Here is a 22,307-nt window from a genome sequence, read left to right as displayed (position 1 = left end):
GTCGATAGGATCAATGAGGAAGAGATCAAAATAGTGTCATTGAATGGAGAAACTATACTTCACTATACGAACTAGGGGGAGAAGAATGGATTTTTACATTAAAGAGCAGTTATGTAAGCAATATAATTTAAATAATTTTACGAAAGTTTCATTGTTGCATGGGGGAGAAAATCAAACATATATATTTGAATCGGACAAAAATAAATTTGTAGTTAGACAGTATAGAGAAGGACGTTATACAGCCGAGCAAATAGAGGCTGAAATACATTGGGTAATAGCGTTACAAAAACAAATGTTAGTACCAGAAGTAGTTGTAAATAAAAATGGTGACTGGATCACACCTGTTATGAAAGATGAGAGGAGTATCCAGTATTTTGTTGTCTTTAGGTTTATAAACGGAAGCGAAATTTTAGAACCGAAGGATAAAGATTATGAAAAACTTGGATCATTAATGCGAAAGTTTCATGAAAATGCAAATGGAGTGCTCAAAAGAATACCGCAAACTTGGAGAGGTTATGAAAGGCCTGTATATACCGAGAAAAAGACAATTCACGAGCCTTTACAACGTTTATTAAATACTTCGTTTTTATCTTATGCGGATAAAAATAAATGCTTGAGAATTGCAGAAAGAATACAAGAGCTTACAAATTCAACTCAACTAGGAGAAAAACAATTTGTTCATGGCGATATGCACTTTGGCAATGTTCTTGTAGACAAAGAGGATTGGTATTTACTCGATTTTGATGAATGTGGATTTGGGTATAAAGAGTTTGATATTGGTGTTCCGAGATTGCATTTAATTGCTTCGGGACAGTTAAAAGAAGTATGGGGGAACTTCATGATGGGATATGGGGAAAATATTTCGGAAGCAGCCATTCGACTTGGGACTGCTTTGAGAATTTTTTATATGGCAGGAAAAATACCATTAAGACTTGATATTGAACCAATTAGAAAAAATCCTGGGAATTTTATTCGGCGATATATTCAGTATGCTGAAGAAGAGCTATGCGGAGAGACAATTGTAAAATAATAAAACAGAATATTAACTCAATTAGATTGTATACTGTGCTATAATTAGATTGTAAGATAATGGATTTCGGAAGGTGGTATGCAATATGTCATCAGAATTATTCTTTTTTGTTGGTATCGCACTATTTTACTTTCTTGTAATGATACCGATTCAATATTTATACTTACAAGGTTTAAATGAAAAAAAGAAACGGACAGGATTATCTCAGCAAGAACTATACAAACAGATGTCTTTTGAAGAAGAGCAATTACATTTTCATGTGCAAGGCAATCCATTCAATATCCCTTCTGCGTTTGTCGCATACATGATTTTAAAAGTTAGAGGACGTAAAAAAGCATCACAATATTGATGCTTTTTTTACGTTGCTTCATAGACTTCGGCTTCTTCAACTGCTAATGGTAAGAAATGTTTGTATTGGCGAAATCCATTAAATACACTTGCACTACCAAATAGAACAAATAAAATACCAACGATAGTACGAGCGGTTGAAAGTTCTAAAAAGAATTGATTTATCCCAAAGAACAAGACGAATGAACCGAGTGCCATTGCGGATTTTCCTGAGAGCCAACCTTTCTCCATTGGGCGGTTTGTACGAAAGTATTTTGTTTTGTAGAAGAGGTACAACATAAATGAGACGATAATACAGAAGACTAATACTGGCATAATGCACACTCCCATCGCTTTATGAAAAATAATAGTGGAGAAAAAAGAAATATCTAAACTTTCTAACTTTTATTATAAAGCAATTGTTCGCATGTATGAAATACTTTCCGTTATAATGGAGGATAAAGTGAGACTTTAATTAGTGTGAGGATGTTTCCACGCGCTAATGATTAGCCACATCCATTGGGCTTTTACTGCACGTTAAAGTGAAGAAGTTGAATAAAAAGGAGATTATACATATGCATGAGCAAATTTTAGGAGCAATTAAAGAGTTTGATACAATTATTATTCATCGTCATGTGCGTCCGGATCCAGATGCGTTAGGTTCACAGGGCGGTCTTAGTACAATTTTACAAGAATCGTTTCCAGAGAAAAATATTTATACGGTTGGGTACAATGAACCGTCACTAGCATACTTACGAGTAATGGATGATATTGAAGATAGTGTATATGAAAATGCACTTGTTATCGTATGTGATACTGCGAACCAAGAACGTGTTGACGATCAACGCTACGCAAAAGGGAAGATGTTAATTAAAATTGACCATCATCCGAATGAAGATCCGTACGGAGATATTACGTGGGTAGATACGACAGCAAGTTCTACAAGTGAAATGATTTATGAGTTTTACAGTTATGGAAAAGATAAAGGATTACAGATAACAAAAGAAGCAGCTCGTCTTATTTTAGCGGGTATTGTTGGGGATACAGGTCGTTTCTTATTTCCGAATACAACAGCGAAAACACTTCGTTATGTAAGTGAGCTTGTTGACATGGGTGTGAAATTCACAGATTTATACAATGAGATGTATAAGACGAAAGAAAAGATTGCTCGTTTAAACGGTTATATTTTACAAAACTTTACGATGGTAGAAGAAGGCGCAGCGTACATTAAATTAACGAAAGAGGTACTAGAAGAATTTGATGTACTTCCGTCTGAAGCATCTGGTGTTGTCGGAGCGCTTGGTAATATTGACGGATTAAAGGCGTGGGTTCTATTTTTAGAGGAAGGCGATGTGATTCGTGTTCGTCTTCGTTCAAAAGGACCGGTTATTAATAAATTAGCAATGCAATATAATGGCGGAGGACATCCGATGGCTTCTGGTGCAAAAGCATCTTCTTGGGAAGAAGCGGATCGTCTTTTTGCTGATTTACGTGAGCTGTGCAGATAAGAGATTATATGTTAAAACGAAAAGAAGGAGAGGCATAGAAGCCCTCCTTCTTTTCGTTTATTTTTCTTTCTCTATAACGATACTAATTTCCAGTACGGTATCAAAAGAAACTGTGTCTACTTTAAAGCGATATATACGATCGTAATGTTTGTACGTTTTATTTTCGATTACTTTTTTGAGTAGGTCTTTATTTTTTGCGATGCTTTGAATGTTTTTCGTTAAAAGATGCTGGAGATCATTATGGATAGAAGTGGTCATGTTTTCGAGTGTAAGGTTATCTAAATCATATTTTTCTCGATTTATAATTTTTATTTTAATTTCTTGAATTGTTAAGAGCCGCTTATTTTCTGTATTCAATTTTTCTTGATCTTCGAGAAGGACGTGGAGTTTTGCTTCTTGTTTTTCTATAATTTCTCTTTGTTCTGCTATTTTACTAGCTTGTTCCTGCTGAAAAACACCATATATGTACAAAAAAATAAACCAGCTCAAAACGCCGCCAACAGCAGCACCTGCTAAAACTAAATACCATCTTTTGGCTGTATTGGCACTTGGTACTCTCATACATGTTCCTGCGTTAGCCATTTAATAATAATAAGACCAGTTTGCATACCACCAGTTGCAAAAAAAATAAGGAGAATTTGTTTTACGATATCTTTCATATCTCCGCCAAAGAAGCTTCTTTCAAAGCTATAAAAGGTATCGAACGTTCCACCAATCGCTGCAACGAGTGCCCAAATTCTTAAATTTTGGGCAAATTGATTAATATAAGTTAGAGCTGGTTTTCCAATGAGAAATGCACCAAATCCGCCAATTAATGAACCACCAAGTATAACTCCAAAGGCAATAAAGTAACTAATAATAAGCAGAGAGAAAAAAGTATGTTCTCTTACATCCATCGTCATTCCCCTTTCTTCTTCATATATATGGACAAAGTATGAGAAGTATGTTTTGATTTCCGCTTTCCTCATCACCTATAATAAAAGTAGTCAAATAGGTAAAGAGAGGGTACAACAGTGAAGTTTGTGCATTTACAATGTCAAACCGTTTTTAGTTTATTAAAAAGTGCTTGTAAAATTGATGAGCTTGTCATTCGGGCGAAAGAGCTTGGATTTTCATCGCTGGCCATTACAGATGAAAATGTTATGTATGGAGTTATTCCGTTTTATAAAGCATGTAAGAAAAATGGTATACAGCCTATTATCGGCTTAACAGCTTCTATTTTTAGTGAAGAAGAAGAAAAGTCTTATCCACTTGTCTTACTTGCTGAAAATGAAATGGGTTATCAAAATTTATTAAAGATTTCTAGTAGCATTATGACGAAGTCAAAAGGAGGTATTCCTAAAAAGTGGCTTGCGCATTATGCGAAAGGATTAATTGCTATTTCACCAGGTAAAGATGGAGAAATTGAACAATTATTATTAGAAGACAAAGAAAGTCAGGCTGAAGAAGTAGCTCGCACATATCAAAATATGTTCGGCAATTTTTATATGAGTTTGCAGCATCATGCGATTCAAGATGAACTGCTTTTACAAGAGAAATTACCTGCATTTATGAGTAGGATAAATGTCCCACTTGTTGCAACAAACGATGTACGTTACATCAATCAAAGCGACGCACTTGTTCATGAGTGCTTATTGTCTGTTGAAAGTGGAACGAAAATGACTGATCCAGATAGACCGAGGATGAAAACAGACCAATACTATTTAAAGTCATCGGATGAGATGGAAGCACTATTTTCTCACGTAGAAGAGGCGATTCACAATACAGTAGAAATTGCAGAACGTTGCCGAGTAGAAATACCGTTTCATGTAAATCAATTACCGAAATTCCCTGTTCCATCTAACGAGACGAATGATACGTATTTACGCCGCGTTTGTGAAGAAGGGTTGCAGAAACGTTATGGTACGCCGAAAGAAGTACATATAAAGCGTTTGAATCATGAATTAAACGTTATTTCTAGTATGGGATTTAGTGATTATTTCCTCATCGTCTGGGATTTTATGAAGTATGCGCATGAAAATCATATTTTAACAGGACCAGGACGTGGATCGGCAGCTGGTTCACTCGTTTCTTACGTATTAGAAATTACAGATGTGGATCCGATTGAATATGACTTACTATTTGAAAGGTTTTTAAATCCTGAACGTGTGACACTTCCAGATATTGATATTGATTTTCCGGATATAAGACGTGATGAGATGATTCGATATGTGAAAGATAAATATGGTCAGCTTCGTGTTGCTCAAATTGTAACGTTCGGAACTCTTGCAGCGAAAGCCGCAATTAGAGATATCGCTCGTGTAATGGGGCTCCCGCCGCGAGATATTGACATATTTTCAAAACTTATCCCATCAAAGCTTGGTATAACGTTAAAAGATGCATATGAGGAATCGCAATCACTCCGTGAGTTTATACAAGGGAATCTTTTGCATGAACGTGTGTTTGAAATCGCAAAACGTGTAGAGGGATTACCGCGTCATACGTCTATTCATGCAGCCGGCGTTATTATGAGTCAAGAACCGTTAACGGGAAGTGTAGCAATTCAAGAAGGACATAACGATGTTTATGTTACGCAATATCCAGCTGATGCATTAGAGGAGCTTGGGTTGCTCAAGATGGACTTTTTAGGATTACGTAATTTAACGTTACTTGAAAATATTATAAAGTTTATTGTGAAAAAAGCGGGGAAACACATTGATATAAGAAGCTTACCTCTTCAAGATGAAAAGACGTTTCAATTGTTAGGAAGAGGGGATACAACAGGTGTATTCCAGCTTGAATCAGGTGGTATGCGAAATGTACTTCGAGGGTTAAAACCGAATGAATTTGAAGATATTGTCGCTGTTAACTCGTTATATAGACCAGGACCGATGGAACAAATTCCAACCTTTATTGAATCAAAGCACGGAAAAAGAAAAATTGAATATTTACATCCGGACTTAAAACCGATTTTAGAAAGAACATATGGCGTAATTGTATATCAAGAACAAATTATGCAAATCGCATCGAAGTTAGCCGGCTTTTCGCTTGGAGAAGCGGATTTACTGCGCCGTGCAGTGAGTAAAAAGAATCGTGATATTTTAGATCAAGAACGTAAGCATTTTGTGCAAGGGTGTTTGAAAAACGGATACGATGAGACAGCTTCAGAACAAATTTACGATTTGATTGTAAGATTTGCGAACTACGGTTTTAACCGAAGTCACGCTGTAGCTTACAGTATGATCGGATACCAGCTTGCCTATTTAAAAGCGAATTATACGCTAGAATTTATGACAGCACTATTATCAAGTGCAATTGGAAATGAAGATAAGATTGTGCAGTATATACGAGAAACGAAACGAAAAGGATTTCATGTTTTGCCGCCGTCTCTTCAGAGAAGTGGTTATAACTTCCAAATAGAAGGGAATGCGATACGTTACAGTTTACTTTCAATTCGAAATATCGGGATGGCTACAGTGACAGCGTTACTCGAAGAACGAGAAGAAAAAATGTTCGAAGATTTATTTGAATTTTGTCTTCGTATGCCATCAAAGTTTGTAACGGAGCGAAATTTAGAAGCGTTTGTTTGGTCGGGCTGTTTTGACGATTTTGGTGTTTCGAGAACGAATTTATGGAAAAGTCTTAAAGGAGCGCTAGAGTACGCGAACCTTGCACGTGATTTAGGTGATGCTGTTCCGAAATCAAAATATGTAAAAGGAGAAGAGCTATCCTTTATTGAACAGTTAAATAAAGAGAAGGAAGCCCTCGGTTTTTATTTATCTAGCTACCCGACAGCACAGTATGCGAAGTTAGGAAAAGAATTAGAAATCCCATCTCTCGCTCAGGCGATGCGACATAAGAAAAAAGTACAAAGAGCGATCGTATATATAACAAGTGTGAAAGTGATTCGTACGAAAAAGTTACAAAAGATGGCGTTTATTACATTCTGTGATCAAAATGATGAAATGGAAGCCGTTATTTTTCCAGAAACGTATATACATTTTTCGGACAGGTTACAAGAAGGGGCAATTGTTTTAGTTGATGGTACGATCGAGCAAAGAAACCATAAACTGCAATGGATTGTGAATGGAGTATATCCGCTAGAAGAAATGGATGTTTATGAAGAAATGAAAGAAGCATCTGTTTACGTGAAATTGCCGTCTCAATATGAAAAAAAGCTTGTAAATCAAGTTACGAAAATATTGTTTGACTATTCAGGTTTTGCGAAAGTACTAATTTATTATGAAAAGGAACATAAAATGGTACAATTATCTCGAAGTTTATCAATTCATCCGAGTGAAGAATGTCTAGGAGCACTTCGTGAAATTGTCGGCGACGAAAATGTCGTTGTGAAAATATAATGGACAATTTCCCTACACTTCGATTATTATAGTAGTAGTGTTCGTGGTCAGACCACTTGGAGAAATTGATATCAGCAAGAATAATTTGAGGAGAGTGGATAGTTTGTCAACACTTCGTGAAGAAGCACTTCACATGCATAAAGTGCATCAAGGAAAATTAGAAACTGTATCAAAAGTAAAAGTAGAAAATGCAAAAGATTTAAGTCTTGCATATTCTCCAGGGGTTGCAGAGCCTTGTAAAGAAATTTATGACGATAAAAGTAAGGTATATGAATATACAATGAAGGGAAATATGGTAGCAGTTGTGACGGATGGAACAGCTGTACTTGGTCTTGGTAACATTGGACCTGAAGCATCTCTTCCAGTAATGGAAGGTAAAGCTGTATTATTCAAGAGCTTTGCTGGTGTAGATGCATTTCCGATTGCCTTAAATACAAACGATGTAGATAAAATTGTTGAAACTGTAAAATTAATGGAGCCAACTTTTGGCGGTGTAAACTTAGAAGATATTGCAGCACCAAACTGCTTCGTTATTGAAGAACGTTTGAAAAAAGAAACAAATATTCCTATCTTCCATGATGATCAACACGGAACAGCTATCGTAACAGTAGCGGGCCTTGTGAACGCGCTGAAATTAGTTGGAAAGAAAATGTCTGACATTAAAGTTGTCGCAAATGGCGCAGGTGCAGCGGGTATTGCAATCATTAAACTTTTATATCGCTATGGTGTACGTGACGTTATTATGTGTGACCGTAAAGGGGCAATCTATGAAGGTCGCCCTACAGGTATGAATCCGGTGAAAGATGAAGTTGCAAAATATACAAATAAGAATCGTATTGAAGGTTCTTTAGCTGACGTTTTACAAGGTGCGGACGTATTCATTGGTGTATCTGCAGCGGGTGCATTAACTGAAGAGATGGTTCGTACAATGAATGACGATGCAATTATTTTTGCAATGGCGAATCCGGTTCCAGAAATTATGCCAGAATTGGCAAAAGCAGCGGGCGCAGCTGTTGTTGGAACAGGTCGTTCTGACTTCCCGAACCAAGTAAATAATGTACTAGCGTTCCCTGGTATTTTCCGCGGTGCACTTGATGTACATGCGACACAAATTAATGAAGAAATGAAGATGGCAGCTGTACAAGCTATTGCAGAGCTTGTATCAGAAGATGAGTTGAATGCGGACCATATCATTCCGGCGCCATTTGACGCGCGTGTAGCGCCTCAAGTAGCGGCTTACGTTGCGAAAGCGGCAATGGAGACAGGAGTAGCTCGCCGTCAAGTAGATCCAAATGAAGTCGCTGAGAAAACAAAACAATTAGCGCTGATTGGTAAAGAATAAGCGAGGAATTTCCATTGACATCATCAAATACAAAAGTATATCTCGAAATTGTAAAAAAAATCCGTTCCATAATGGAAGAGGATGGTTTAGTAGCGGGGGATCGTTTGCCGTCTGAGCGTGAGTTAAGTTCACGCTTAAACGTTGGCCGTTCCTCTGTAAGAGAAGCATTGCGTGCTTTAGAACTTGTAGGGTTAATTGAAACAAGACGTGGTGAGGGGACGTTTATTCGAAACTTTTACGATAACGGTCTTGTACAATTAATTGCTCCGTTCTTGCTGCAAGATGAGAAAACAATTCGTGATTTATTACAAACAAAACGATTGCTTGAGAAAGATATGATTCGACTTGTATGTAATTTACCGAAAGAAACGTTTTCTAAAGTGCTAAGTAAATTACACCAAGTGCTTGAAGAAAATGAAGGCTCAATTCCAATGCTTCATCAAACGTTCTTTAAAACACTTATTGAACAATTCGATAATTATTTACTTTATCGCATTTGGATGATCGTAAATGATTATGTTGCAACTCTTTCTTGTGAAATTTCAGGAGATTCTATCGAAATGTATAGAAAGCTTTATGCTGTCTTGAAAGAGAAGCAAGAAAATGATGCGTTAAAAATTTACGATGAATTAGTAGAGAATATACAGTTTCACTCGTAATGTATAAAATTTGTCGAAATGACCATGACACGTTATGACAAACATTCTACCGCATAGCGGTTAAAGTTAAACGTAAAGAGAGAGGTTATTAGACAGATTGAGAAGATAAGGCTAACATCAAACTTTGGTGTTAGCCCCATTTTCTTCTTACGCTAACCTTAGCTCTCAACGAAGGGGGTCAAATTGTGCTAAGAGATTTATTCGTGAAAAAGAAAAAGTACGCTGCAATACCTTCAGAACAAGTACGGAAAGATGTACCAGATGGCGTTATGACAAAATGTCCGAAATGTAAAAAAATCATGTATACGAAAGAGTTACTTAAAAATTTAAAAGTATGCGTGAATTGTGGATATCATCATCCGATGAATGCATGGGAACGCCTTGATAGTATATTGGACGAAGGCTCATTTCGTGAGTATGACAAAGAGATGGTTTCATTAAATCCACTTGAGTTTCCAGGGTATGAAGAGAAACTAGAAAACGATCGTAAGAAGACTGAGTTGAATGAAGCGGTTGTAACTGGTGAAGGAACAATTGATGACATGCTTGTTGTTATTGCAGTAATGGATTCTCGTTTTCGAATGGGGAGCATGGGCTCTGTTGTAGGAGAAAAAATTGCCCGTGCGGTTGAAAAGGCATACGACTTACAAGTTCCATTTATTATCTTTACTGCTTCGGGTGGTGCCCGTATGCAAGAGGGGATATTAAGTTTAATGCAAATGGCAAAAACAAGCGTAGCTTTGAAAAAGCATAGTAATGCAGGAGGACTATTTATTTCTGTTATGACTCACCCGACGACGGGCGGGGTTTCAGCGAGTTTCGCTTCACTTGGTGATTATAATCTTGCAGAGCCAGGTGCACTTATCGGATTTGCTGGTAGACGTGTAATTGAACAAACGGTGCGTGAGAAGCTACCAGAGGATTTCCAAACGGCAGAATTTTTACTAGAACATGGTCAATTAGATGCGGTTGTGCATCGTGATGATATGAGAGAATCGCTCCGTAAGATTTTAGAAGTTCATCAAGGAGGGGAAATGGCTGTATGGCAGAGCTAGAATTTGAGAAACCAGTTGTTGAGCTAAGAAATAAGATTCGTGAACTGAAAGACTATACGAAAAACAGCCAGATGGACTTCAGTGAGGAGATTCGTATTTTGGAAGACAAGCTAGAAAATTTAGAGGAAGATATATACGGCAATATGAAAGTATGGGACCGTGTTCAAATTGCTCGTCATGCAGAACGACCGACAACGCTCGATTATATTGAGCACTTATTTACTGATTTTTTTGAATGTCATGGAGATCGCCTATTTGGTGATGATGCAGCGATTGTCGGCGGCATTGCGAAATATAAGGGGATGCCTGTAACTGTAATTGGGCATCAACGCGGAAAAGATACGAAAGAAAATATTCGTCGTAATTTTGGGATGCCTCATCCAGAAGGATATCGAAAAGCACTGCGTCTCATGAAACAAGCGGAAAAGTTTAATCGTCCTATTATTTGTTTCATCGATACGAAGGGAGCTTATCCTGGTAAAGCAGCTGAAGAACGTGGACAAAGTGAAGCTATTGCCCGCAATCTATTTGAGATGGCAGGTTTAACGGTACCAGTTATTTGTATCGTTATTGGCGAAGGTGGTAGCGGTGGTGCGCTAGGTCTTGGAGTAGGAGATTACATTCATATGCTAGAAAATTCCACTTATTCTGTTATTACACCAGAGGGTGCAGCGGCAATTCTTTGGAAAGATGCAGGAAAAGCGAAGGAAGCTGCAGAAGCAATGAAAATTACGGCAGCAGATTTGAAAGAACTAGGTGTAATTGATGAAATTATTCCAGAGGCAAAAGGTGGAGCTCACCGTAATCTTTTGAAACAGTCAGAAAATATAGACTTAATGATTAGAAAAACTTTTGAACAATTAAACGGAATTTCGAAAGATGAATTAATCGAAAAACGTTATGAAAAATATATGAAAATTGGGCAAGTTTCGTTTTCAAACGCTTCCATTGGGATAAAATAAGAAAAGCGTGCGTTCCTCTTCGCGAATGCACGTTTTTATTATGAAAAGACACATCTTCTCCATTGTGTTTTTATATTTTTTCGTGTTATTTTATTATAAGGCAAATAATCTTTATGAGGTGAGTACAAATGAAACGTATTGGTGTATTAACAAGTGGTGGAGATTCACCTGGTATGAATGCTGCCATTCGTGCAGTTGTTCGTAAAGCGATTTTCCATGATATTGAAGTATATGGTATTTACCATGGATACGCTGGTTTAATTTCTGGTCACATTGAAAAATTAGAACTTGGTTCTGTTGGCGATATTATCCACCGCGGTGGTACGAAATTATATACAGCAAGATGTCCTGAGTTTAAAGACCCAGAAGTACGACTAAAAGGTATCGAGCAATTAAAGAAACACGGTATCGAAGGACTTGTTGTTATTGGTGGAGATGGCTCTTACCAAGGTGCTAAAAAATTAACTGAACAAGGATTCCCATGTGTTGGTGTACCAGGTACAATCGACAATGATATTCCTGGAACAGACTTCACAATTGGTTTCGATACAGCTTTAAATACTGTTATTGATGCAATTGATAAAATCCGTGACACAGCTACATCTCATGAACGTACATATGTTATTGAAGTAATGGGACGTCACGCTGGAGATATCGCATTATGGGCTGGTTTAGCTGATGGTGCAGAAACGATCTTAATTCCAGAAGAGAAGTATGACATGGATGATGTTATCGCTCGTCTGAAACGCGGTAGTGAACGTGGTAAAAAGCACAGTATTATTGTTGTAGCTGAAGGTGTTGGAAGTGCAATTGACATCGGTAAACACATTGAAGAAGCAACAAACTTTGACACTCGTGTAACGGTATTAGGTCACGTACAACGTGGTGGATCACCAAGTGCACAAGACCGTGTATTAGCAAGTCGCCTTGGCGCGCGCGCAGTTGAATTGCTAATTGATGGCAGAGGTGGACGCTGTGTAGGTATCCAAAACAATAAACTTGTTGATCATGACATTATCGAAGCGTTAGCTCAAAAGCATACAATCGATAAAGATATGTATCAATTATCTAAAGAATTATCCATCTAATCGGCTTAATGCCTTGTATTTGGGAACGGTTTCATAATTTTCGGAGGTGCAATATGCGTAAAACTAAAATTGTATGTACTATAGGTCCTGCTAGTGAAAGTATTGAGAAATTAGAGCAATTAATCGAAGCAGGTATGAACGTTGCTCGTTTAAACTTCTCTCATGGTAGCCATGAAGAGCACGGCGCTCGTATTAAAAACATTCGTGAAGCTTCAAAGAAAACTGGTAAAACAGTTGGTATCTTACTTGATACAAAAGGTCCAGAAATCCGTACTCACGACTTCGTAGACGGACAAGCTGAGCTTGTAACAGGTGCAGAAGTAGTTCTTTCTACTGAGCAAGTATTAGGTACTGCAGAGAAATTCTCTGTATCTTATGCAGGTCTTTATGACGATGTAGACCCAGGTTCTCGCATTCTAATCGATGACGGTCTTATCGAACTAGAAGTAATCGAAAAAGCTGACGGAAACATCCGTACAAAAGTATTAAACAGCGGAACTGTAAAAAATAAAAAAGGTGTTAACGTACCAAACGTAAGCATTAAGCTTCCTGGTATCACTGAAAAAGACGTAAAAGATATCGTTTTCGGTATCGAACAAAAAGTTGATTTCATCGCAGCATCTTTCGTGCGTAAAGCATCTGACGTATTAGAAATTCGTGAATTATTAGAAGGACATGACGCTCAATACATCCAAATCGTACCAAAAATCGAAAACCAAGAAGGTATCGACAATATCGATTCAATCTTAGAAGTTTCTGACGGTTTAATGGTTGCTCGTGGTGATATGGGTGTAGAAATTCCACCAGAAGAAGTACCGTTAGTGCAAAAACGTCTAATCAAAAAATGTAACGTATTAGGCAAACCAGTTATTACTGCAACGCAAATGTTAGATTCTATGCAACGTAACCCACGTCCAACTCGTGCGGAAGCAAGTGACGTAGCTAACGCAATCTTCGATGGTACAGATGCAATTATGCTTTCAGGTGAAACTGCTGCGGGTCAATACCCAGTAGAAGCTGTAACAATGATGGCTAACATTGCAGTGCGTGTTGAAAAATCATTACAATATGAAGATATGTTCAAAAAACGTATTAAAGAGTTCACTCCAACAATTACAGATGCAATTAGTCAATCTGTTGCGCACACAGCACTTGCTCTTGATGTAGCTGCAATCGTAGCTCCAACAGAAAGTGGATATACTGCGAAAATGATCTCTAAATACCGTCCGAAATCTCCAATCGTAGCTGTAACAACTGATGAGCAAGTAGGACGTCGTCTTGCACTTGTTTGGGGTGTGCAAGCGTTTATGGCTGGAAAACGTGCAGCGTCTACTGACGAAATGTTAGATACTGCGATTCAAACAGGTATGGATGCAGGTCTAATCGGACTTGGAGACACTGTAGTAATCACTGCTGGTGTACCAGTTGCTGAAACTGGTACAACAAACTTAATGAAGATCCACGTTGTTGGTGAAGAAGTTGCTAAAGGGCAAGGAATTGGTCGTAAAGCTGCAAAAGGTAAAGTAGTTGTAGCAAAAACAGCTGCTGAAGCTGTAGCGAACGTAAACAAAGGTGATATCCTTGTTACAACAAGCACTGATAAAGATATGATTCCTGCAATTGAAAAAGCTGCTGCTTTAGTTGTTGAAGAAGGCGGTTTAACAAGCCATGCGGCTGTTGTAGGTGTATCTATCGGTATTCCTGTTATCGTTGGTGTAAACGGCGTAACAACAACTTTAAAAAATGGCCAAGAAGTAACAGTTGATGCAGCACGCGGAATTGTTTATAATGGACATGCGGAAGTGCTATAAGAAGTAATACGGAGAGAAGGAGCGGAGTCCTTCTCTTTTTTTTACACAAAAAAGGATAGATAGAGATAGCTTTAAACACCTGAAATCACTTCAGGGAACGTTTGTTATAACGTTTGTTGGAAGAGGGTTACTTATCTTTTGCGAGGCTTATACGGGCGTTGTAAGGGGCTTATAAGGGACTTGGTAAGTTGAAAGGAAGATACTTAAACCTTTGAAATGAAATATGAAGGAGTGCGAGCTATGAAGTGGTTACTATTCTTGTTTATTTTAATACCGGCGATCGAAATTACGGTCTTAATTGGATCGAGTCATGTAATAGGTTTATGGTCTACGTTTGCTATGATTGTATTTACAGGTATTGTAGGCGTGTATTTGGCGAAACGACAAGGGTTTAAAATAGTTAGAGAGATTCAATTTAGGTTAAATAGAGGAGAGATGCCGGGTAATGCCGTCCTAGATGGTATTTTTGTCTTTATAGGAGGTATTCTTTTGGTGCTTCCTGGATATGTGACGGATATAATAGGTTTTATCTTTGTTATCTCTGTAACGAGGGCTTTATTGAAGCCGATTGTTATGAAGTGGATTGATTGGAAATTGAGAAAGAAGGCTACTATTATTGTTCAGAAATAACACTTAGATTATAGCGATCTAAGTGTTATTTTTTTATTATATTTTCTATTTATACTTCTGGTAGTTAATGCTAGGTAGAATACAGGGGGTTACGGATTGGAAGTTTTACGTCAGGGTAATATTTTTTGTGTTGTTAGTGTTCGATTAGTGTGAAAAAGTTAGATGAGAGAAAAAACTACTGATTAAAGGAGCATTTCGCCCTAATTTGTATATTTATTCATTTACATAAAAAGTAATAAATGTAAGTAATAATTATGAAAAAAATAGAATAAAAATGTAAAAATACCATGAAATATGCATTTTCATGAAAAAAACAAGAGAATTATCCTTTTTTAGGAAATCCTCTCGTTTGAAATGTAGTTAGTATAAAAATGAGTACAGTGAATAATCAGTGGGAAATTCCCACTGATTACAGTTAAGTTTTTTGTTGTATGTGAATTAGAAAATATCATTTTGATGGTGAGCCTTTAATGAATTTCCATAAGTCATGGAAAACGTGGGCTTTGTGTAATGTGTTAAGTAGTACTAATGTGACTGGACCGATGATTAATCCTAAAAAACCAAAGAGCTTAAAGCCGACAAATAAAGCGATGAGTGTCGCTAATGGATCAAGTCCAATATTAGATGAAAGTACTTTCGGCTCCATGATTTGTCTTTGGACAATCACGACGATGTATAAGATGAGAAGACCGATGGCGAATGCGGTGTCGCCTGTGAAAAATACGTATATAACCCAAGGAACGAAGACGGCTCCAGTTCCTAAGTATGGGAGCAAATCTACAACTCCTGTAATAATCGCGATAGTAATTGCGTATGGCACGCGTAATATTAAAAGGCCGATTAGTACAATGACAGTTGTCATAGATACGAGTGTAAGTTGCGCTTTAACAAAACCAAACAAAGCTTTTCTTAAATCGACAAAAATAGTTTTTCCGTATCCGTGTACACGATTAGGTAAAAGTTTTCTTACTTTATGAGCAAGATGGTGCCAATCGTAACTAATGAAGAAAGTTGCTAATAAAATGAATACAAGAACAGTTAAAGTTGTTGGTAATGCGCTAATGAAATTTGTTAATCCGCTTATAATAGCGGTTAAAAGTTCTTTCATTTGTGTGGTTGCTTCAGTGCCTAAGTTTTGAATGTTTTGTGTAATAGTATATCGTTGTGGTTCTCCGAGATGATTAAATTTAGAGATTAAATCATCGTAGAGAGGCATAATATGATTAAGTGCAAATTGTTGAGCGAATGCAACGATATCTGGGAACTTCACTGTAACAATTTGAAGTAAGTATGTTGTGGCGGATATTGCTTCAGTTACAAGGTATGTAACAAGTCCGACGATAGCCCCGAATACGAGAATTAAGCTAACGAGTACTGCTAATGCACGAGGGAATTGTAGTTTTTGATTAAGGAAATTGACGACAGGATTAATCAAATAAGCGAATGCAAAAGCGATAATAAAAGGATAGATAAGTCCTGACATGTATAGTAATACATAGAACCCAGCTACCGTTGCTACAATGACAAATATGAGTCGCAATATCATATATAGTAAGTTTCGGTTCAAAGATGTATACCTCCCATTCCAATTTGTATTAGCCTAATTCGTTCAACTTATAACGAGTAGCATTCACTGATTAAAGTTTCACTTTTATGTTATAGTGGAATGATGGATTTTCCCTGCTTTTTCAGTACATGAACGACTGTAAAAGCTTGTTGATGATGCTTCTACTATATGGTAAAAACTTCATTTTCTCTTCTTTTTATTTTACCTGTTTCTTGTTAGAAAAGAAAGGAGAGACAATCGTTTTCAAAAATGTATACATGCTTTGATTTTTTTGGTTACAGTTTCATTCTGTAAGTTAAAAATGCATGCAAAAATGAAATTGTTGCCTTATTCTCATTGGCAAATAGACATCGATATGACATGTATAACGATAGGTTTAAAGGTATTTTTATTTGGAAACAAGTTCATTATTTTCAGAAAGGAAGTGCAATCATGATTAGTCAGTCAACGTTATTTTTATTCATACTACTTATTATAGGATTAATTGCTAAAAATCAATCGCTTACTGTAGCTATTGGAGTTTTATTTTTATTGAAGTTTACGTTTTTAGGCGATAAAGTCTTTCCTTATTTACAAACGAAAGGAATTAACCTTGGTGTGACGGTTATTACAATTGCGGTGCTCGTCCCAATTGCGACGGGGGAAATAGGGTTTAAACAACTCGGAGAAGCGGCGAAATCATATTATGCATGGATTGCTTTAGCCTCAGGAGTGGCGGTTGCTTTATTGGCGAAAGGTGGGGTGCAATTATTAACGACGGATCCTCATATTACAACTGCACTTGTTTTTGGGACAATTATAGCTGTAGCTTTATTTAATGGGGTCGCTGTAGGTCCATTAATTGGGGCTGGAATTGCCTATGCAGTTATGAGTATTATACAAATGTTTAAATAAGAAATTTTATAGTAATATAAAATTTTTGAATTCTTTCTGTTCACAAAAGTCAGATAATTGTTTATAATAGGATTAGAAACTTTGAAAAGTTACATAACAGCAGAGACTATACACCAGATAAAATAAAAACAACATAAAACAATTTTATAATGATATTGTTTTATGTTGTTTTTATCATAAAACTCTTCGGAATTCATTTTCCTCACTAACTTGTTGTTCTGAGCGTGAGGATTCGGGGAGACATTCACGCTCATGCTTTCCATGTAGCAATGGACAATAAGAGGGGAACATCGCAACAAATTTGCATGAACGTGCATTTTGCTTGCCTAAAGAGTGAACGAGCGTTCATAATTTATAAGGGGAGCAAATAGATATAAGGAGCAAGGTTGGGAGAATTTTCAGGAAAAGGAGAGAATGTCATGACTGTTATTCGAGGTTTAGAAGGGGTAGTAGCAACAACATCATCTGTGAGCTCTATTATTGATGATACATTAACTTATGTTGGGTATAATATTGATGATTTAGCGGAGAATGCTACATTTGAAGAAGTAGTGTACTTATTATGGCACCGCAAGCTTCCTAACGAACAAGAACTAGCGGAATTTAGTGAAACTGTATCTGAATACTATAAAGTACCAGGTGAAATTTTAACATATTTGAAACAAGTAGATTTAAAAATCGCGCATCCGATGTCTGTTTTACGAACTGCGATTTCCATGCTATCATTATACGATGAGAGCGCTGAAATAATGGACGGAAAGTCCAATTATTTGAAAGCGGTTAAATTACAGGCTCAAGTAGGAACTCTAATTGCTGCTTATGCAAGAATCCGTAAAGGTTTAGATATTGTTGAGCCGAGAAAAGATTTATCATTAGCTGCAAACTTCTTGTACATGTTAAATGATCGTGAGCCAAATGAAGTTGAAATTGAAGCTTTTGATAAGGCGCTTGTACTTCATGCAGATCATGAGTTAAACGCTTCTACATTTACTGCACGTGTTTGCGTAGCTACACTTTCAGATGTGTATTCTGGTATTACAGCAGCAATCGGTGCATTAAAAGGTCCTCTTCACGGTGGGGCAAATGAAAATGTAATGAAGATGTTAACTGAAATTGGCGAAGAAGAAAATGTAGAAGCATATATTCATAATGCTCTTCAAAATAAAGTGAAAATTATGGGATTTGGTCATCGCGTATATGAGCATGGTGATCCACGCGCGAAACACTTACGCGAAATGTCTAAGAGATTATGCGTGCTTTTAGGCGAAGACAAATGGTATAATATGTCTATCAAAATTGAAGACATTGTAACAAAAGAAAAAGGTCTTCCACCAAATGTTGATTTCTATTCAGCTTCTGTATACCACTGTTTAGGAATTGACCATGACTTATTTACACCTATTTTTGCAATTAGCCGTATGTCAGGCTGGTTAGCTCATATTCTAGAACAATATGAAAATAACCGTTTAATCCGTCCACGTGCTGATTATAATGGACCAACACATCAAGTGTATGTTCCAATTGCACAACGATAAGCGAAAAACACTATTTTGATAGTGAAAATACGCTTTCAAAAGTCTGATTTTTCCGGGAAGATGTAATGATTAGAATATTTAAATTTGACTAACGGTTTGAACTGAGGGGTTATTCCCTCAGTTTCATACATATGAAATTTCAAACATGGGGGTTATCACATTGACGACAGGTGAAAAAATTACTGTAACTAATGGTGTTATGAATGTACCAAACAATCCGATTATTCCATTTATCGAAGGAGATGGAATTGGTCCTGATATTTGGGCTGCAGCATCTCGCGTACTAGAAGCAGCAGTTGAAAAAGCTTATGATGGTGAGAAGAAAATCGTTTGGAAAGAAGTGCTTGCAGGGGAAAAAGCATTCAACCAAACAGGCGAGTGGTTACCAGAAGAGACTTTAAATTTAATCCGTGAATATTTAATCGCAATTAAAGGTCCACTTACAACTCCAGTTGGCGGTGGTATTCGTTCTCTAAACGTAGCGCTTCGTCAAGAATTAGATTTATATGTATGTCTACGTCCAGTTCGTTACTTTGAAGGTGTTCCTTCACCTGTAAAACGTCCGGAAGATACTGATATGGTTATTTTCCGTGAAAATACAGAAGACATTTATGCTGGAATTGAATATGCACAAGGTTCTCCAGAAGCAGAGAAAGTTCTTGCTTTCTTAAAAGAAGCAATGGGTGTTAATAAAATCCGCTTCCCAGAAACATCTGGCATTGGTATTAAACCAATCTCAGAAGAAGGGACAAAGCGTCTTGTTCGTGCTGCAATTCAATATGCAATTAACGAAAAACGCTCTTCTGTTACATTAGTTCATAAAGGAAACATTATGAAATTTACAGAAGGTGCTTTCAAGAACTGGGGTTACGAAGTAGCTGAACAAGAATTCGGCGACAAAGTATTTACTTGGGCTGAATATGATCGTATCGTTGAAAAAGATGGAAAAGATGCAGCGAATAAAGCGATGGCAGACGCAGAAGTGGCTGGAAAGATCATCGTAAAAGATTCTATTGCAGATATCTTCTTACAACAAATTTTAACTCGTCCACGTGAGTTTGATGTTGTTGCAACAATGAACTTAAACGGAGACTACATCTCTGATGCACTTGCTGCACAAGTAGGTGGAATTGGTATTGCACCTGGTGCAAATATTAACTATGTGACTGGACATGCTATCTTTGAAGCTACACATGGTACAGCTCCAAAATATGCAGGTTTAGATAAAGTAAACCCATCTTCAGTTCTTCTTTCAGGTGTACTATTATTAGAGCACTTAGGATGGAACGAAGCTGCGAATTTAGTAACTGATTCAGTTGAGAAAACAATTGCTTCAAAAGTAGTAACATATGATTTCGCACGTTTAATGGAAGGTGCAACAGAAGTGAAATGTTCTGAGTTCGCTAATGAACTTATTAAAAACATGGATGTAGCGATAATCAAAAACGCATAATTAAAGCGGGGGGTAAATTATGACAATCAAACGCAAGAAAGTTTCAGTCATCGGTGCAGGATTTACAGGAGCAACAACAGCATTCTTATTAGCACAAAAAGAACTTGCAGATGTTGTATTAGTGGACATTCCACAGCTGGAAAATCCAACAAAAGGGAAAGCGTTAGATATGTTAGAAGCGAGCCCAGTACAAGGTTTTGATGCTAACATTATTGGTACATCTGATTACGCAGATACTGCTGATTCTGACGTTGTCGTTATTACAGCTGGTATTGCGCGTAAGCCTGGTATGAGCCGTGATGACTTAGTAGCAACAAACTCTAAAATTATGAAAAGTATTACGCGCGACATTGCAAAACATTCACCAAATGCGATTATTGTTGTATTAACAAATCCGGTTGATGCAATGACATATTCTGTATTTAAAGAAGCAGGATTCCCGAAAGAGCGTGTTATCGGTCAATCGGGCGTATTAGATACAGCTCGTTTCCGTACATTCATTTCACAAGAATTAAATCTTTCTGTGAAAGACATTACAGGATTTGTTCTTGGTGGACACGGTGACGATATGGTACCTCTTGTACGTTATTCCTATGCAGGTGGCATTCCGTTAGAAACATTAATTCCGAAAGAGCGTTTAGAGGAAATAGTAGAACGTACACGTAAAGGTGGCGGCGAAATTGTAGGCTTATTAGGAAACGGTAGTGCATATTACGCACCAGCTGCGTCTTTAGTTGAAATGACAGAAGCAATCTTAAAAGATCAACGCCGTGTATTACCAGCTATTGCTTACCTTGAAGGTGAATATGGTTATAGTGACCTTTACTTAGGGGTACCAGTAATTCTAGGTGGTAACGGAATTGAAAAAATTATTGAATTAGAACTTCTTGAAGATGAAAAAGAAGCGTTAGATCGCTCTGTAGAATCTGTACGTAACGTTATGAAAGTTCTTGTTTAATAATTAAATATAAGCGGAAAAAGATTCGGGGTCCCGAATCTTTTTCTACTATTTATTGAAATGTTTTTTTGAAATAATATGAAAACGCTATCATTTGGTGTATCCTATAATGGAACTATAGACTTATACTATATATTGCCCTCATCATAGTAAATTTCGGATAAGGTATCGCTTTTAGTAGGATAATAAGGTGAAAAAATCGGAGGGGGATGTAACATGTTAAAGAAAAAAGTTCAAATTGGTCGTAGAATGGATGAAATTACAGTAGGAGAGAAATTATCTATCACTGAAAAAATTGAGGATAAAGATTTGTTATTGTACTTAGGGTTAACGAATGATGCCAATCCATTATATATTCAGCATGATTACGCATCCCAAACTCCGTATGAAAAGCCGATTGTACCAAGCATTATGCTAACAGGGCTGATTACAACGGCGGTTACGAAATATTTACCAGGTCCAGGTAGTCATATTACTAGGAAGGACCTTACGTTCGTGAAACATGTTCACCATTATGAAACGTTACAAATCCACTTTGAAGTTGTGGCTGTTTCAGAGGAGGAACATACAATTGATATGCTCGTATCAGCTTATGATGAACAAGGAGAGCATGTTGTAAAAGGTTCATTAACAGTAACGCCACCTTTTAAATCTGTTTCTATTATGGAAAAAGCATTAGATAATTTTTAAAAAATGAAAGTTAGAATGATATAAAAGTAGCGCTGGTCATATTCTTATTAAGGATATGCTAGCGCTACTTTTTGTTTAGAGGGGTGATGTAACTGTGAAATGGGAAAGGGAAGACATTATTTTTGAAACGATAAGAGAAGCTGAAGTGTGGGCCGATTCAATCGCGAATGAAATGTACGGGAGAGTATTTGGCGGGTATGAAACACCGGATTATAAAATAGCGTATGCTCTTGCGTTTTTTTTAGCACAAAATCAAGGCTTCACAGTTTGTACAGGGGTGATTTGTGAAGAAGGTAGGATGATTTACAGGGTATGGATAGCAAATGAATAGCGAAAGTGTAATTATTTCGATTTTCTAGAGTAACTCTACTGTAATCTAACTCCACAAATAGACAATTATATTGAGGGGGACCTTGTTTTCTAGTATGATGAGAATAACGGGGAAAATACTAGGATGA

At 37.0% G+C, this 22,307-nt stretch carries 21 protein-coding genes; 17 read left to right on the top strand and 4 right to left on the bottom strand.

All coding sequences use genetic code 11. From position 1 onward, the window contains the following. Positions 1–85 precede the first annotated feature (85 nt). Positions 86–1,030: a phosphotransferase enzyme family protein gene (locus LUS72_RS22840; RefSeq protein ID WP_097832108.1), complete on the top strand. Its 945-nt coding sequence runs from the start codon at positions 86–88 to the stop codon at positions 1,028–1,030. Between the two features lie 85 nt (positions 1,031–1,115). After that, on the top strand, positions 1,116–1,379 hold the full coding sequence (locus LUS72_RS22835) for a DUF3949 domain-containing protein (protein WP_097832107.1): 264 nt from the start codon (positions 1,116–1,118) through the stop codon (positions 1,377–1,379). Positions 1,380–1,387: 8 nt separating this feature from the next. Here LUS72_RS22835 and LUS72_RS22830 read toward each other — a convergent pair whose 3' ends face one another. Beyond that, entirely contained in the window at positions 1,388–1,693 is a 306-nt protein-coding gene (locus LUS72_RS22830; RefSeq protein WP_264448301.1) for a YtpI family protein, read from the bottom strand. Between the two features lie 239 nt (positions 1,694–1,932). On the opposite strand from LUS72_RS22830, the gene LUS72_RS22825 reads away from it, so the two are divergent. Beyond that, positions 1,933–2,865, top strand: coding sequence for a DHH family phosphoesterase (locus LUS72_RS22825; protein ID WP_097832104.1), 933 nt, complete (start codon positions 1,933–1,935; stop codon positions 2,863–2,865). A gap of 57 nt (positions 2,866–2,922) precedes the next feature. Here the strand turns inward: LUS72_RS22825 and ytrI are convergent, their stop codons facing one another. Next, entirely contained in the window at positions 2,923–3,426 is a 504-nt protein-coding gene (gene ytrI / locus LUS72_RS22820; RefSeq protein WP_071748289.1) for a sporulation membrane protein YtrI, read from the bottom strand. Then, a complete protein-coding gene (locus LUS72_RS22815; protein ID WP_002034291.1) occupies positions 3,423–3,836 on the bottom strand; it encodes a YtrH family sporulation protein in 414 nt (137 codons plus the stop codon). The genes ytrI and LUS72_RS22815 overlap by 4 nt, the downstream gene beginning before the upstream one ends. 42 nt (positions 3,837–3,878) lie before the next feature. Here LUS72_RS22815 and dnaE point away from each other — a divergent pair, with 42 nt between their 5' ends. The 8 genes from dnaE to LUS72_RS22775 all read left to right on the top strand — a co-directional run bounded on the left by dnaE (position 3,879) and on the right by LUS72_RS22775 (position 14,752). After that, positions 3,879–7,205: a DNA polymerase III subunit alpha gene (dnaE, locus tag LUS72_RS22810; RefSeq protein ID WP_264448300.1), complete on the top strand. Its 3,327-nt coding sequence runs from the start codon at positions 3,879–3,881 to the stop codon at positions 7,203–7,205. A 133-nt stretch (positions 7,206–7,338) separates the two neighbouring features. Then, on the top strand, positions 7,339–8,547 hold the full coding sequence (locus tag LUS72_RS22805) for an NADP-dependent malic enzyme (RefSeq protein ID WP_165444500.1): 1,209 nt from the start codon (positions 7,339–7,341) through the stop codon (positions 8,545–8,547). Between the two features lie 14 nt (positions 8,548–8,561). Beyond that, positions 8,562–9,206, top strand: coding sequence for a FadR/GntR family transcriptional regulator (locus tag LUS72_RS22800; RefSeq protein ID WP_097832102.1), 645 nt, complete (start codon positions 8,562–8,564; stop codon positions 9,204–9,206). 185 nt (positions 9,207–9,391) lie between these two features. Beyond that, complete coding sequence (gene accD, locus LUS72_RS22795; protein ID WP_000942863.1) at positions 9,392–10,261, top strand: acetyl-CoA carboxylase, carboxyltransferase subunit beta; 870 nt, start codon at positions 9,392–9,394, stop codon at positions 10,259–10,261. Then, a complete protein-coding gene (accA, locus tag LUS72_RS22790) occupies positions 10,249–11,223 on the top strand; it encodes an acetyl-CoA carboxylase carboxyl transferase subunit alpha (protein WP_000818790.1) in 975 nt (324 codons plus the stop codon). The genes accD and accA overlap by 13 nt, the downstream gene beginning before the upstream one ends. Before the next feature lie 128 nt (positions 11,224–11,351). Continuing rightward, positions 11,352–12,311: a 6-phosphofructokinase gene (gene pfkA / locus LUS72_RS22785; RefSeq protein ID WP_097832101.1), complete on the top strand. Its 960-nt coding sequence runs from the start codon at positions 11,352–11,354 to the stop codon at positions 12,309–12,311. A 53-nt stretch (positions 12,312–12,364) separates the two neighbouring features. Further along, positions 12,365–14,122: a pyruvate kinase gene (pyk, locus tag LUS72_RS22780; RefSeq protein ID WP_199638662.1), complete on the top strand. Its 1,758-nt coding sequence runs from the start codon at positions 12,365–12,367 to the stop codon at positions 14,120–14,122. 240 nt (positions 14,123–14,362) lie between these two features. Then, positions 14,363–14,752 (top strand): FxsA family protein, encoded by a 390-nt coding sequence (locus tag LUS72_RS22775; RefSeq protein ID WP_264448299.1) that lies wholly within the window; start codon positions 14,363–14,365, stop codon positions 14,750–14,752. 448 nt (positions 14,753–15,200) lie between these two features. Here LUS72_RS22775 and ytvI read toward each other — a convergent pair whose 3' ends face one another. Then, a complete protein-coding gene (ytvI, locus tag LUS72_RS22770) occupies positions 15,201–16,319 on the bottom strand; it encodes a sporulation integral membrane protein YtvI (RefSeq protein ID WP_097832098.1) in 1,119 nt (372 codons plus the stop codon). 432 nt (positions 16,320–16,751) lie between these two features. On the opposite strand from ytvI, the gene LUS72_RS22765 reads away from it, so the two are divergent. The 6 genes from LUS72_RS22765 (at position 16,752) to LUS72_RS22740 (ending at position 22,180) form a co-directional block, all read left to right on the top strand. After that, positions 16,752–17,213 (top strand): DUF441 domain-containing protein, encoded by a 462-nt coding sequence (locus LUS72_RS22765; protein WP_000625507.1) that lies wholly within the window; start codon positions 16,752–16,754, stop codon positions 17,211–17,213. A gap of 386 nt (positions 17,214–17,599) precedes the next feature. After that, entirely contained in the window at positions 17,600–18,748 is a 1,149-nt protein-coding gene (gene citZ, locus LUS72_RS22760; protein WP_141533472.1) for a citrate synthase, read from the top strand. Positions 18,749–18,908: 160 nt separating this feature from the next. Beyond that, on the top strand, positions 18,909–20,201 hold the full coding sequence (icd, locus tag LUS72_RS22755; protein WP_000206900.1) for an NADP-dependent isocitrate dehydrogenase: 1,293 nt from the start codon (positions 18,909–18,911) through the stop codon (positions 20,199–20,201). Between the two features lie 19 nt (positions 20,202–20,220). Further along, positions 20,221–21,159: a malate dehydrogenase gene (gene mdh, locus LUS72_RS22750; protein ID WP_128856672.1), complete on the top strand. Its 939-nt coding sequence runs from the start codon at positions 20,221–20,223 to the stop codon at positions 21,157–21,159. 216 nt (positions 21,160–21,375) lie between these two features. Further along, the gene (locus tag LUS72_RS22745) at positions 21,376–21,849 is read left to right on the top strand and encodes a MaoC family dehydratase (RefSeq protein ID WP_000914188.1); all 474 of its coding nucleotides are present in this window, start codon (positions 21,376–21,378) and stop codon (positions 21,847–21,849) included. 94 nt (positions 21,850–21,943) lie between these two features. After that, positions 21,944–22,180, top strand: coding sequence for a hypothetical protein (locus LUS72_RS22740; RefSeq protein WP_264448298.1), 237 nt, complete (start codon positions 21,944–21,946; stop codon positions 22,178–22,180). Positions 22,181–22,307 lie beyond the last annotated feature (127 nt).

Source organism: Bacillus cereus (genome assembly GCF_025917685.1).
GTDB lineage: Bacteria > Bacillota > Bacilli > Bacillales > Bacillaceae_G > Bacillus_A > Bacillus_A cereus_AT.
This window is presented reverse-complemented; position numbering and strand designations above follow the sequence as displayed.